Raw genomic sequence first — 13,386 nt, 5'->3', positions numbered from 1 at the left:
GTCGGCCGTTGTGGGGATGTTCAGTGATCAAGGTACTCGACGAACACGAACGCACGCTGGCGTTCGCCGAGGTGGCGCTCGGTCAGATCCGATCGCTCAGACAGACGGCCATTCCCCGCAATTACGAGATCTGGTACGTCTACGCCACCGGCTACAACGCACCGCTCAACAAGATCATCAACGAGACGCTGGCGCGCAGCGGCAAGCTGACTGAAGCCGATCTCGAGCAGATCTACGAGACCTATCTCTCCCACATCAAGACCACCGACCGCATCGACAAGGTTGGCGCGCGCGTCATCGGCGAGATCGACGACGTGATGAACGTCTTGGGCGACGCGCTCGGCATGACCAGCGCCTACGATGCCAGCCTGTCGGGCGCGACCGAGCAACTGTCGTCGGCCAAGGACCGCGACCAGATCAAGGCGATAGTCGAAGCCCTGCTGCGCTCGACCAGCGAGATGCGCGAGACCAACAAGGCGCTGGAAGACCGGCTCACGCTGTCCAAGAACGAGATCAGCAATCTCCAGCAGAGCCTGGAAGCGATCCGCGCCGAGAGCCTGACCGATCCGCTCACCGGCCTCGGCAACCGCAAATATTTCGACCGCATGATCGGCATGGCCGTGCAGAGCGCCCTCGCCTCGGGCGAGCCGTTGTCGCTGCTGCTGTTCGACATCGATCATTTCAAGTCGTTCAACGATTCCTACGGCCATCTCACCGGCGACCAGGTGCTGCGGCTCGTCGGCCTTTCGATGAAGCAGACCATCAAGGGCCAGGATATCACCGCCCGCTATGGCGGGGAGGAATTCGCGGTCGTACTGCCCAACACCGCGCTGCGCCAGGCTCTCACGGTAGCCGACCACATCCGCCGCGCCGTGATGGCGAAGGAATTGAAGAAGAAATCGACCGGCGAGATCCTCGGCCGCGTCACCATCTCCGTCGGCGTCTCCATGCTCAAGGAGGGCGACGACACCGACTCGCTGATCGAGCGTGCGGATGCCTGCCTCTACGCCGCCAAGCGCAACGGTCGCAACCGCGTCATCTGCGAAGCCGATCCGGAATACGCGGTCGAGACGCACAGCCGGGTGGCGTAGGTTTTCACCGGCTCTTTGTAGGGCGGGCAAAGTGCCGTGCCCACCATCTCTATCTTGAACGGCGGGCACGCTTTGCTTTGCCCACCGCGCCAAACGCCTTCTTGGCGGTCTTCCTGGCCGGTCGCTTCTTCGCAACGGGCTTCTCCGGCTTCGTCTTCTTCGCCGCCGCCTTCTTCGCCTTCGGCCGCTTCTTCACCTTGGCGCGCTGGGCGGCGGCGAGCGCGGCCCTCGCCCATTGTGCAAGCTCCGTGGAATCGTCGAACAGGCGCGCGGGAAGCTCCCAGTAGGAGTTGACCATCACGGTCTTGGCGCGCGTCTGGTACTGGAACGGCCTTGAGCCTTCCGCTTCGAAGTCCGGGATCGTCGTCTCGTCGGCGCGGAAGAACAAACCTGCGCGCAAGGAGAGCGCAAAATTGACGCCGTCGGCGGAGATGCCGTAGCCCGAGAACATCTTGCGGATGGTGACGGGGCCGAAATCGGCGAACAGATCGATCAGGAATTCGCGGTCCATGCACACGCTCTCTCGTGCCCCGGACGCAGCGAAGCGCGTAGCGGTGCGCCGCAGAGCCGGGGCCCAGCCGTCTTGCACCGGTGACTATAGCGTGGGTCCCTGCTCTGCGCAGCAGCGCAAACGCGCTGCAGCGCGTCCGGGACATGAGGGCGTAGGCCGAAATTACCCGTCGATCTTGGCCGGCCGCAGCTCGACCGATTCGCCGCAGCCGCAGGCGGAGATCTGGTTGGGATTGTTGAAGACGAACTGGGCCTGCATCTTGTCGGCCTTGTAGTCCATCTCGGTACCGAGCAGGAACAGCACGGCCTTGGGATCGACCAGGATCTTGACGCCCTTGTCCTCGACCACCTCGTCGGTCGGCCGGATCTCGTGGGCGTATTCAACCGTGTAGGACTGGCCGGCGCAGCCGCCGTTCTTCACACCGACGCGCAGGCCCACGATCTCCGAATCGGCGCGCTGGGTCAGCTCGGTGATACGCTGGGCAGCGGCATCCGTCAGCCGCATCACCTGCGGGCGCGGCCGCCGCGGCTTCGGAGTGGAGGATGCTGGTATCGCATGGGTCATGTTATTTATGTGGTCCGTTGCGGAGCGAATTCAATGCCGATGGTAGCGTCACCACATGTTGAGCACGAGACGCGCCTCGTCGCTCATGCGTTCCGGCGACCACGGCGGCTCCCAGACGACCTTGACGTCGACGACGCCGACGCCTGGCACGCTGGCGACCGCGTTCTCGACCATGGTCGGCAGCTCGCCGGCGGCCGGACAGTTCGGCGTCGTCAGCGTCATCTGCACGTCCACGGAGCGATCGTCCTTGATCTCGACCTTGTAGATCAGGCCGAGCTCGTAGATGTCGGCCGGGATTTCCGGGTCGAACACGGTCTTGAGCCCAGCGATGATCTCGCGGGTCAGCCGCTCGGTCTCCTCCGGCGGCAATGCCGAATGGGTCTCCATCGGATTGGTTTTGATTTCGGCCGTGTCACTCATGCGAACAAATCCCGCGCCTTCAGCAGCGCCTGTGCCAGATGATCGACTTCTTCCCGCGTATTATACATGCCGAACGAGGCGCGGCAGGTGGCCGTGACGTTGAACCGCTCTAAAAGAGGCATGACGCAATGGGTGCCGGCGCGCACCGCGATGCCCTGGCGGTCGATCACGGTGGCGACGTCATGGGCGTGCGCGCCCTTGAGCTCGAAGGAGATCACCGGGCCCTTGCCCCGCGCCGTGCCGATCAGCCGCAGCGAGTTGATCTCGCGCAGACGTTCCTGCGCATAGGTGGTGAGATCGTGCTCGTGCGCGGCGATGCGCTCCTTGCCGATCGAATTGACATAGTCGATCGCGGCACCAAGGCCGACGGCCTCGACGATGGGTGGGGTGCCCGCCTCGAACTTGTGCGGCGGGTCGCCGTAGGTGACGATGTCGCGCGAAACTTCACGGATCATCTCGCCGCCGCCGTTGTAGGGGCGCATCGCGACGAGGTGGTCGTACTTGGCCCAGAGCACGCCGATGCCGGTGGGGCCATAGACCTTGTGGCCGGTGAAGACGTAGAAGTCGCAGCCGAGATCCTGGACGTCGACCGGCAGATGCACCGCGCCCTGGCTGCCGTCGACCAGCACCGGAATGCCGCGCGCATGCGCGATCCTCACGACCTCCTTGACCGGCACGATGGTGCCGAGCGCGTTCGACATCTGCGTGATCGCGACCAGCTTGGTCTTGGCCGTCAGCAGCTTCTCGAACTCGTCGACGAGGAAATTGCCCTCGTCGTCGACCGGCGCCCATTTGATCACGGCACCCTGGCGTTCCCTGAGGAAGTGCCACGGCACGATGTTGGAGTGGTGCTCCATGATCGAGAGGACGATCTCGTCGCCTTCTTTGATGTTCGGACCACCCCAGGACGACGCGACCAGGTTGATCGCCTCGGTCGCGTTGCGGGTGAAGATCACTTCTTCAGGTCGCCCAGCGTTGATGAACTGCGCGACCTTGGTGCGGCCGCCCTCGTAGGCTTCGGTCGCCGCATTGGCGAGGTAGTGCAGGCCGCGATGCACGTTGGCGTATTCGGATGTATAGGCCTGCGTCATGCGGTCGAGCACCGACTGCGGCTTCTGCGCGGACGCGGCGTTGTCGAGATAGACCAGCTTCTTGCCGTAGACCTGCATCGCGAGCGCCGGGAAATCCTGGCGCACGCGCGCGACGTCATAGGCGCCGTTCTTGACTGCTGGATGCGTGCTCATGACCGCCGCTCCAGCCAGCGCTCGGCGATGCCGATCACATGCTCGCGCAAACTGTCGTCGGCGATCTGCTCGATCGCCTCGCCCACGAAGGCCTGGATCAGCAGTGCCTGGGCCTGCTTTTCCGGCAGGCCGCGCGCCTTGAGATAGAACAGCAGGCTGTCGTCCAGCGCGCCGGCGGTGGCGCCGTGGCCGCAGGAGACGTCGTCGGCAAAGATCTCGAGCTCGGGCTTGTTGTCCGCCTCGGCCTCGTCCGAGAGCAGCAGCGCGCGGGTCATCATCTTGCCGTCGGTCTTCTGCGCGTCGGGACGGACGATGATGCGGCCCTGAAACACCGAATGAGCGCGGTCGTCGATCACGGCGCGGAAGATCTCGCGGCTGACGCAGTTCGGCACGGCATGGTCGACCACCAGCGTGGTGTCGCCATGCTCGGTCTTCTTGAGGAGGTTCACGCCGTTGACCGAGAGCTCGCTGCCCTCGCCCGCCAGCGTGATGAAGCCTTGCAGGCGGCTCACCGCGGCGCCCGTGGTCATGTTGAAGAAGTTGAACTTCACGTTGGCGCCGATGGTGACGAACTGCGAGGTGATGTTCACTGCGTCGGGCGCGTCATCCATCAGGCGGACATGCGCAACATCGGCGTTGTCGCCGACCGAGACGATGACGGCGTCGTTGACCTGGTAGGCCTCGGCTTCCGCCGCGACAAAAGTCTCGACGATGTTGACGCGAGCGCCCTTCCCGACCACAACCTGCGAACGGGTGTACGCCGAGGTCGACGCGGCGGTCGCGACGTGGATGATCTGAATCGGCGCGGACAGTTGCGCGCCATCCGCAATCGACAGCACGACGCCGTCGGTCGCCAGGGCGGCGTTCAGCGCGATCACCGCATCGGTGCTCGCGGTCTTCAGCAGACCGGCATCTTTCTCCAGCGTCTCACGCAGCGTCTTGAAGCTTGCCTCGGCGACCAGCGCCTTCACGTCGGACAGGTCGGCCGCGAACACGCCGTCGACCAGCACCAGCTTGCAGGCGCCCGCGATCGCATGCGCCTTCACCGCCTCCGCCGCGCGCTTCGACGCGGCGGCATCGGGGGCGGCTGCCAGCGGCAGCACTTCGCCCACGAGCGCACGCAGGTCGGTATATTTCCATTCCTCGATCCGGCGATGCGGCAGGCCGAGACGCTCATAGCTCTCGAACGCCTCGCGGCGCGCCGCGATCACATCGGGCGATCCCGGCAAACGGCCTTCTGCGCTGGCGAAGAGATCGCTCACCGCGCGGCCGCTTCCGGTCTTTGCCACAGCAACGTTCATTGCAACCAATCCTTACGCGGCCTCGAACTGGGCGTAGCCGGACGCTTCCAGCTCCAGCGCCAGCTCCTTGCCACCGCTCTTCACGACGCGGCCTCTCGACATCACGTGCACGACGTCGGGCACGATGTAGTTCAGCAGCCGCTGATAATGGGTGATGACGACCATCGCACGCTTGGGCGAACGCAGCGCGTTGACGCCGTCGGCCGCGATGCGCAGCGCGTCGATGTCGAGGCCGGAATCCATCTCGTCGAGGATGCACAGGCTCGGCTCGAACAGCGCCATCTGCAGCACCTCGTTGCGCTTCTTCTCGCCGCCGGAGAATCCGACATTGACGCCTCGCTTGAGCATGTCCTGCGGAATGTTCAGCGACTTCGAGACTTCGCGGACCTTCTTGAGGAAGTCAGGCGTCGAATATTCGCTCTCGCCGCGCGCCTTGCGCTGCGCGTTGAGCGCGGTGCGCAGGAAGTTCATGGTGGCAACGCCGGGAATCTCGACCGGATACTGGAACGCCAGGAACACGCCCTTCGCGGCGCGCTCGTCCGGCTCCATCTCCAGGAGATCCTCGCCCTTGAACAATATCTGACCGTCGGTGACCTCGTAGCCGGGCTTGCCGGCGATGACGTGCGAGAGCGTCGACTTGCCGGAGCCGTTCGGCCCCATGATCGCGTGCACCTCGCCCTCGTTCACGGTCAGCGTCAGCCCATGGAGGATCTCACGCTCCTCGACACGAACCTTGAGGTCTTTCACTTCAAGCAAAGCCATCTTGGTATCCAGTCTATTCAATTGATGTTGGAGCGCGAGGTGCGCGCCTCGAGGGTCGGCGGTCAGCCGACCGACCCTTCGAGCGAAATCGAGATCAGCTTCTGCGCTTCGACTGCGAATTCCATCGGCAGCTGCTGCAGCACGTCCTTGACGAAGCCGTTGACGACGAGGCCGACCGCCTCTTCCTGGCTGAGCCCGCGCTGGATGCAGTAGAACAGCACGTCTTCGGAGATCTTCGACGTCGTTGCCTCGTGCTCGAACGTTGCCGAGGAGTTCTTGGCTTCGATATACGGCACGGTGTGCGCGCCGCATTTGTCGCCGATCAGCAGGGAGTCGCAGGCCGTGAAGTTGCGCGCCCCGGTCGCCTTGCGGTGCGCGGTGACGAGGCCGCGATAGGTGTTCTGCGACTTGCCGGCGGCAATGCCCTTGGAGATGATCCGGCTCGACGTGTTCTTGCCGAGATGGATCATCTTGGTGCCGCTATCGACCTGCTGGAAGCCGTTCGAGATCGCGATCGAGTAGAACTCGCCGCGGGAATTGTCGCCGCGCAGGATGCAGCTCGGATATTTCCAGGTGATCGCCGATCCCGTCTCGACCTGGGTCCAGGAGATCTTGGAATTGGCGCCGCGGCAGTCACCACGCTTGGTGACGAAATTGTAGATGCCGCCCTTGCCTTCCGAATTGCCGGGATACCAGTTCTGCACCGTCGAATACTTGATCTCGGCGTCGTCGAGCGCGACGAGCTCGACCACGGCGGCGTGCAGCTGGTTCTCGTCGCGCTGCGGCGCGGTGCAGCCTTCGAGATAGGAAACGTAGGAGCCCTTGTCGGCGATGATCAGCGTGCGCTCGAACTGGCCGGTGTTGCGCTCGTTGATGCGGAAATAGGTCGACAGCTCCATCGGGCAGCGCACGCCGGGCGGCACGTAGACGAACGAGCCGTCGGAAAACACCGCCGAGTTCAAGGTCGCGTAGAAATTGTCCGAGGTCGGAACCACCGATCCCAGATATTTCTGCACCAGCTCGGGATGCTCGCGGATCGCCTCCGAGATCGGCATGAAGATCACGCCGGCCTTCTTCAACTCCGCCTTGAAGGTGGTCGCGACCGAGACCGAATCGAAGACGGCATCGACCGCGATCTTGCGGCGCGCCGGATCTTCCTCGCCGACCTTGGGCTCGACGCCTTCGAGCATCGCGACCTCCCGCAAGGGGATGCCGAGCTTCTCGTAGGTCTTCAGGATCTCCGGATCGATCTCGTCGAGCGAGGACACCGTCTTCTTCGGCTTCGGCGCCGCGTAATAATAGAGGTCCTGGAAGTCGATCTTGGGATAATCGACCCGGGCCCAGGTCGGCTCCGTCATGGTCAGCCAGCGCCGATAGGCCTCGAGCCGCCACTGGAGCATCCAGGCGGGCTCGTTCTTCTTCTCGGAGATAAACTTGACGGTTTCTTCCGACAGACCTTTGGGGGCCTTGTCGGACTCGATCAGGGTCTCAAACCCATAACGATACTGGTCGACGTCGATGCGCTTCACGCGCTCGACCGTCTCTTGTACGGCTGGCATTCCATCCTCCGCTCGCGGTTTCAAGGACCGCGGTGGATCAAACTCGGTCGAGTATTACGATATTTCTCTGCGGAAAGCACGGGCTTAGAACCGTTCGAGCCGTGTTTCATCGCTTAGCTCTTAAGTAGGGTATTACCAAGCTTTCGCCAAGCCTCTAACGCCCTATTGATGTCCTCTGGTCCCGTGGACCAGCCCAGACTGAGGCGCACCGCTCCCTGGGCCACGACCGGATCGTACCCCATCGCCGACAGGACGTGGGACGGCTGGACCTTTCCCGAGGAACAGGCGGAGCCGGAGGAGACCGCGATGCCCTCCAGATCGAAGCCGATCACGGCGGTTTCGGCCTTCAGGCCTGGCGCGGTGAAGAGCACGGTGTTCGGCAGGCGTTCCACGTCGTCCGAGAAGACCGTCGCCCTGGCAACGCCGCGAAGGCCATTTTCCAAACGATCTCTCAGAGTTGCCATGCGCTTCACATCCTCCGGCAGAGCCTGAAGCGCGGCCTTCACCGCGGCCCCGAAGCCGGCGATCCCAGCGACGTTCTCGGTTCCGGCCCGACGGTTGAGCTCCTGCCCGCCGCCGCGCAGCACCGGCTCCAGACCGGTTATCCCCTCCGTCATCACCAGTGCGCCGACCCCCTTGGGGCCGCCGATCTTATGTGCAGAAAAGGTGGCAAGGTCGGCGCCTACCCTCCTGATGTCAAAAGGGATTTTACCAAGCGCCTGGATCGCGTCGACATGTAGGAGGCCGCCGGCTTCGTGGACGACGCTTGCGGCCTCGGCGACGGGCTGGAGCGCGCCGGTCTCGTTGTTGGCAGCCATGATCGATACCAGGGCTGACCGGCCGTCCTTGAGCCGAACCTTCAGGTCCTCAAGGTCGACCGCGCCGGAGCGCGTGACCTGGATCAGGCCGATCCTGTCTGCCGGGAACCGGCCGCCAGCCAGCACCGAAGCATGCTCGACCGCGGAGACCAGCAGCCGCTCGACAGGGCCGCCGGACGGCCCCCGCAAACCCGGCGAGAGCGCCAGCGCATTGGCCTCGGTTCCAGCGGAGGTGAAGACGACGTTACGCGGCTGCGCGCCGACCGCAGCTGCCAGCGTGGCGCGGGCCTCCTCGACCAGCCGTCGCGCCTCCCGCCCCTCGGCATGGACCGATGACGGATTGCCGACGCGGTCATAGGCCGCGACAATCGCCGTCCGCGCCTCGGGGCGCAGCGGCGTGGTCGCGTTCCAATCGAGATAGACACGGTTCGGCATAGGGGCCCTCTTAGCACCTTTTGTCGGCCGGCCAATCGGAGGGCGTGCGCTCGTCAGGCCGGCTGCTGCTCCACCCTTCGCAGGGTTCGCGGCGCCGCCCGCAATCCGAACAGCGGCCGCACCCAGGCAACGCGCCGGACGATCTCATAGGTCGCCACACATGTGAGCGCGGTCCCAACGATGACAATGGACGCTTCGATCCCGGCCGACAGACCGCTGCCATGTAATTGATGCGCGATCACGATGATCGCAGTCTGGTGCACGATGTAGTACGGGAAGATCGCGTCAGTCAGATAGCGCCGCGCGGGGCCGTCGGCCGTGAAGCTGCGTCGCGCAAAGCCCAGCACGGCGGCGATCGCGAGCCATTGGTAACAGCCATAGGCTGAGGCTGCGGCCCACTTCAGCGCGGGCGACGGCGTGAACAGGCCGGCGCGAACCAGGATGAAGGCAAAGAAGCAGGCGGCTGCCGCCAGCAGGGCCAACCAGCGCTGGCGCTCGACATCGCGCCAGATCCCCTCCTGCTTCGCCAGGAGAAAACCGATCAGGAAGGCCGTCGCGTGGTCCGCGTGGTTGTACCAGTCGCCGAACAGCGCGTGCGTCGAGGGGAAAGCCGGGAACAGCACCAGGCGCCAGGCCGCATACAGCAGGCAGGGCACGATCAGGAGCCGGGGCCCGGCAAGCATGTCAGCCAGCTTCCGGCCAAGCCGGTCGGTGCCGGCCGGCCACAGCGCGAGCACGCCGATCAGCGCCATCGTGTAGATCCACAGATAGACCACGAACCAGAGATGGTTCCACGTCGGCAATACGATGCAAGGCTTCGGACAGAACTGCGCGCCGAAGGCAAAGTAGTGCCTGGTGTAGAAATCGAAGAAGCCGGCGGGATAGCCGAGGCTTTCGACGATCTGGAGATAGGCCTGCGGCGGCACGATCACGAGCATGCCGAAAACCAGTGGGATCAGGAGCCGCGCCGATCGCGCACCGGCAAGCGAGGCGAGGCTGGACTTGCCGAGCATGAAGCGGGTGGCAACCCCTGATACCAGGAACAGCAGCGACAGCCGCCATGGGTTGAGGAACAGCATCACCGGTTCCAGCCAGGTGAGCCGGTGCACGCTCTTGATGTGAAATCCCCAGGACACATAGAGCATGCCGACGTGGTAGAAGATCAGGAGCCCGAAGGCTAAAATCCGCACCCAGTCCAGATCGATACGCCTGTCCGAGCTTTGGAATTGCTGTGGTGTTGTCATGGTATTCTGCTCCTTGACGGGACGACGAACGCGGTTTCCGGGCCATGGCTGCTGACACCGAAAATGCTCCGCCTGCGGCGCGCGTCGAGCCGGTTTGGGATCAGACTCGGGCGCGAGGGGACGAGCCGCCCGCGGCCGGGACGAGTCGCGGGTCTTTTGGGATCAGCGGCGGCGACCGGATGATGTTCGCCGCGATTGCGGCCGTCGCGCTCGCGATCGGAATGGTCAATGCGTTTTCGTTCGCCCAGGACGCCGCCTGGCGCGGCGACCGCTACGACATCGGCCGGCGGCTGTTCTGGGAGATGTCGAGCATTGCCGTCATCCTCCTGCTGCTGCCGATCCTGGTGCGGGCGGTCCGCCGCATGCGCCGGACGCCCGGCCTTGCCGCCCGCGCAGCAATCGGGGCGATCACCCTGCTCGGCTTTTCGGCGCTCCACATCAGCGGCATGGTCTGGGTGCGGAAGCTTGCGCTCTGGCTCGCAGGAGGCGCCTACGATTTCCGTTTTTCGCTTGCGACGGTCCTTTACGAATTCCGCAAGGATGCCGTGGCGGCCGTCCTGATCGTCGGCACGATCTGGCTGCTCGAAAGCCGCCGCGAGCTGAAGCGCGCCGCGGCTGCTCCGCCGACACCACCGGCCCGCCGACAGGCTTTATCGCCAGATGTGATCTGGCTGCGCGACGGCACGAGCCGCGTTCGCGTGGTGCCTCAAGACATCCTCTGGGTCGCGTCCGCCGGCAACTACATCGAATACAGCCTCGCCGACGGCACCCGGCACCTGATCCGGGGCACGCTGGCCGCCGCGGAAAGCGAGCTGGCGCGCTTTTCCATCGTCCGCGTTCATCGAACCAAGCTTGCCAATCTCGACCGGGTGCGCGGCGTGGACCTCAAGCCTTCCGGAGATTTCGAGCTCGCCTTCGACAACGGCCAGTCGCTCGGGGGCAGCCGACGTTACCGGCCGGCGGTCGCTTCGCTCGGAGGCCGAACCGCCCCGGCGGAAATCACCACTGCCGATCGACCGGCGAAACAGTCATGATTCCAATTGGTTGAGCACTGCCCTCCGGCAGAGCGGCCAACCACCACTGTTCTCCGGTTGAACCCGAGCAGGTCCGGTCATGGGCGGCAGGCCGAAGATGACGTTGCCTTGACTGACTAAGCTCTTGAGCGCATTGAGAGATGTCGAAGAAGCTTGCTTTTTGACCCTTGCCTTGTGTTAGAACGCGCGCGTCAGTTCACCTGCGCGCCACTCACGCATCATCCGAGGGCGCGCCTTTCCACCCTCATTCGTGCTCCCGTCGGCAGCAACGCTGATGGAGCCACAGTCGGTTGATTGCGCAGGGATCACCTCCAAGGGACTCAATCAGAGACATCCATGCCTGAAGTCATTTTCACCGGCCCTGCGGGCCGTCTCGAAGGCCGCTATCACCCCGCCAAGCAGAAGAACGCGCCGATCGCGATGATCCTGCATCCGCATCCGCAGTTCCACGGCACGATGAACCATCAGATCGTGTACCAGTGCTACTATGCCTTCGCACATCGCGGATTCTCGGTGCTGCGCTTCAATTTCCGCGGCGTCGGCCGCAGCCAGGGCTCGTTCGACCACGGCACCGGCGAATTGTCGGATGCAGCCGCCGCGCTCGACTGGGCGCAGACCATCAATCCCGAAGCGCGCGCCTGCTGGGTCGCCGGCTTCTCGTTCGGCGCCTGGATCGGCATGCAGCTGCTGATGCGCCGCCCCGAGGTCGAAGGCTTCATCTCGATCGCGCCGCCCGCGAACCTCTACGACTTCTCGTTCCTCGCGCCCTGCCCGTCGTCGGGGCTGATCGTGCATGGCGAGAAGGATGCGGTGGTGCCGCCCAAGGACGTCAACACTCTGGTCGAGAAGCTGAAGACGCAGAAGGGCATCGTGATCGACCAGCAGATCATCCCCGGCGCCAACCACTTCTTCGACGCCAAGCTCGAGCCGCTGATGGAAACCATCACGGCCTATCTCGACATGCGCCTGGCCAACGTGCGGTGAGATCTTCCGGCGTAGACAGGTTCGTGGCATGGCTACGGACCGTCACGCTGGAGATTGCGAGCGATGAAGGCGTATCTGGTTCTTGATCTGTCGGTGAACGACCACGCCGGATTCAAGACTTATATCGCTGAAATCCCGGCATTCATTGCGAAGCATTCAGGACGATACATCGTGCGCGGCGTCGAGCCGACCACGATCGAGGGCGACTGGGCGCCCGAGCGCCTCGTCATCATCGAATTTGCGGATCGCGAGAAAGCTCAGGCCTTCTTGGATGATCCCGACATTCAGCCTCTGTTCAAACTGCGCCAGGCGACGACGACCAGCAGGCTGCTCCTTGCCGATGGGTGCATCTGATCACACAACTGTCTACGCCAGCTTCAGCGCGACGATCCCCATTAAGACGAGCGCGATGCCCGCAAGCTTCATCGCGCTTAAGGACTCGCCGAACAACACCACGCCCATCAAGAAGGTGCCGGCGGCACCGATGCCGGTCCAGACCGAATAGGCGACGCCGACCTCGAGCACCTTCAAGGCCCGGCCGAGCAGGAAGACGAAGGCTGCGAGCAGCACCAGCGAAGCGACGCTCCAGCCGACGCGCGTGTAGCCTTCCGCATATTTCATCGAGATCGCCCAGCCGACATCGAGCGCGCCTGCGATCACCAGCATCAGCCAAGCCAGGGATTGCGACATCGGACCGTGCTCAGGCCGCGAGCTTGAGCAGATGCGCGTCGTGGCGAAGGAGGAAGGCGCGCAGCAATTGCGGATAGTCTGTGCCGACTGCGGTGCGCACACTCGGACGCTTCGCGAGCTCGGCGCGCCAGGCACGGACCCTCGGCACATCGCGGAAGATGCCGTGCTCGGTCAGTTCGTCGAACAGGTCGAAATAGCGGAAGATCGGCGCGAATACGGCGTCGACGAGGCTGAACGCGTCGCGGGCAAAGAGTGGACCTGTGCCAAGCGCGGCCTCGACGCGCGCAAATTTCGCCGCGAGCGCCTGGCGCTTGTTCTCGAAGATCGCCGGGTCACTCGTGGTTTCCAGGCCCCAGAGATCACCGAGGATCGCCGAGCCGAACTCCATCCAGCCGCGGTGCTCGGCGCGTTTCAAAGCATCCGCCGGATGCAGCTTCGCACCGCCTTGCGTCTCCTCGATGTACTCGCAGATGACGTTGCTCTCGAACAGCGCGACCTCGCCCTTCTCCGTCGTCACCACAAGCACCGGCACCTTGCCGAGCGGTGACAGCCTCAGAAACCAGTCGGGCTTGCTGGCGAGATCGATGTCGATCCGCTCGAACGGCACGCCCTTCTCCTTCAGCGCGATCACCGCGCGCTGCACATAGGGACAAAGCTTGTGGCTGATCAGTTTGAGCGAGGCGGTCATGGCGATGATCCCGGCGGCTAGATGCAGATGCATCCAATCTA

Annotated in this window: 15 protein-coding genes; 4 read left to right on the top strand and 11 right to left on the bottom strand. The window is 64.1% G+C overall.

Features of this window, described 5'->3' with window-relative positions:
• Positions 1-23 precede the first annotated feature (23 nt).
• The gene (locus tag ABIG06_RS29720; protein WP_124162650.1) at positions 24-1,091 is read left to right on the top strand and encodes a GGDEF domain-containing protein; all 1,068 of its coding nucleotides are present in this window, start codon (positions 24-26) and stop codon (positions 1,089-1,091) included.
• Between the two features lie 49 nt (positions 1,092-1,140).
• Here ABIG06_RS29720 and ABIG06_RS29715 read toward each other — a convergent pair whose 3' ends face one another.
• The 9 genes from ABIG06_RS29715 to ABIG06_RS29675 all read right to left on the bottom strand — a co-directional run bounded on the left by ABIG06_RS29715 (position 1,141) and on the right by ABIG06_RS29675 (position 9,949).
• Positions 1,141-1,602: a TfoX/Sxy family protein gene (locus tag ABIG06_RS29715; RefSeq protein ID WP_370139577.1), complete on the bottom strand. Its 462-nt coding sequence runs from the start codon at positions 1,600-1,602 to the stop codon at positions 1,141-1,143.
• A 162-nt stretch (positions 1,603-1,764) separates the two neighbouring features.
• Positions 1,765-2,106: a HesB/IscA family protein gene (locus ABIG06_RS29710; protein ID WP_025036042.1), complete on the bottom strand. Its 342-nt coding sequence runs from the start codon at positions 2,104-2,106 to the stop codon at positions 1,765-1,767.
• A 108-nt stretch (positions 2,107-2,214) separates the two neighbouring features.
• Complete coding sequence (locus ABIG06_RS29705; RefSeq protein ID WP_124162648.1) at positions 2,215-2,586, bottom strand: SUF system Fe-S cluster assembly protein; 372 nt, start codon at positions 2,584-2,586, stop codon at positions 2,215-2,217.
• Entirely contained in the window at positions 2,583-3,830 is a 1,248-nt protein-coding gene (locus ABIG06_RS29700; protein WP_124162647.1) for a cysteine desulfurase, read from the bottom strand. Before ABIG06_RS29700 ends, ABIG06_RS29705 begins: the two co-directional genes overlap by 4 nt.
• Positions 3,827-5,131 (bottom strand): Fe-S cluster assembly protein SufD, encoded by a 1,305-nt coding sequence (gene sufD, locus ABIG06_RS29695; protein WP_370139576.1) that lies wholly within the window; start codon positions 5,129-5,131, stop codon positions 3,827-3,829. Before sufD ends, ABIG06_RS29700 begins: the two co-directional genes overlap by 4 nt.
• A gap of 12 nt (positions 5,132-5,143) precedes the next feature.
• Positions 5,144-5,893 carry a Fe-S cluster assembly ATPase SufC gene (gene sufC / locus ABIG06_RS29690; protein WP_124162645.1) on the bottom strand — a complete coding sequence of 250 codons (750 nt, stop codon included), beginning with the start codon at positions 5,891-5,893 and terminating at the stop codon, positions 5,144-5,146.
• 62 nt (positions 5,894-5,955) lie between these two features.
• Positions 5,956-7,452 (bottom strand): Fe-S cluster assembly protein SufB, encoded by a 1,497-nt coding sequence (sufB, locus tag ABIG06_RS29685; RefSeq protein WP_124162644.1) that lies wholly within the window; start codon positions 7,450-7,452, stop codon positions 5,956-5,958.
• Positions 7,453-7,565: 113 nt separating this feature from the next.
• Entirely contained in the window at positions 7,566-8,705 is a 1,140-nt protein-coding gene (locus ABIG06_RS29680; RefSeq protein WP_370139575.1) for a cysteine desulfurase family protein, read from the bottom strand.
• 53 nt (positions 8,706-8,758) lie between these two features.
• Positions 8,759-9,949, bottom strand: coding sequence for an acyltransferase family protein (locus ABIG06_RS29675; protein ID WP_424578458.1), 1,191 nt, complete (start codon positions 9,947-9,949; stop codon positions 8,759-8,761).
• Between the two features lie 179 nt (positions 9,950-10,128).
• Here ABIG06_RS29675 and ABIG06_RS29670 point away from each other — a divergent pair, with 179 nt between their 5' ends.
• From ABIG06_RS29670 to ABIG06_RS29660, 3 genes are all read left to right on the top strand, one after another.
• Positions 10,129-10,983: a LytTR family DNA-binding domain-containing protein gene (locus tag ABIG06_RS29670; RefSeq protein WP_370139572.1), complete on the top strand. Its 855-nt coding sequence runs from the start codon at positions 10,129-10,131 to the stop codon at positions 10,981-10,983.
• A 336-nt stretch (positions 10,984-11,319) separates the two neighbouring features.
• Positions 11,320-11,967 carry an alpha/beta hydrolase gene (locus tag ABIG06_RS29665; RefSeq protein WP_024337874.1) on the top strand — a complete coding sequence of 216 codons (648 nt, stop codon included), beginning with the start codon at positions 11,320-11,322 and terminating at the stop codon, positions 11,965-11,967.
• Positions 11,968-12,030: 63 nt separating this feature from the next.
• Complete coding sequence (locus ABIG06_RS29660) at positions 12,031-12,321, top strand: DUF1330 domain-containing protein (protein ID WP_124162641.1); 291 nt, start codon at positions 12,031-12,033, stop codon at positions 12,319-12,321.
• A gap of 12 nt (positions 12,322-12,333) precedes the next feature.
• Here the strand turns inward: ABIG06_RS29660 and ABIG06_RS29655 are convergent, their stop codons facing one another.
• Entirely contained in the window at positions 12,334-12,657 is a 324-nt protein-coding gene (locus tag ABIG06_RS29655) for a DMT family transporter (RefSeq protein ID WP_124162640.1), read from the bottom strand.
• A gap of 10 nt (positions 12,658-12,667) precedes the next feature.
• Positions 12,668-13,345 (bottom strand): glutathione S-transferase family protein, encoded by a 678-nt coding sequence (locus tag ABIG06_RS29650; protein WP_370139571.1) that lies wholly within the window; start codon positions 13,343-13,345, stop codon positions 12,668-12,670.
• Positions 13,346-13,386 lie beyond the last annotated feature (41 nt).

Source organism: Bradyrhizobium sp. USDA 326, from assembly GCF_049739485.1.
Lineage (GTDB): Bacteria > Pseudomonadota > Alphaproteobacteria > Rhizobiales > Xanthobacteraceae > Bradyrhizobium.
This window is presented reverse-complemented; position numbering and strand designations above follow the sequence as displayed.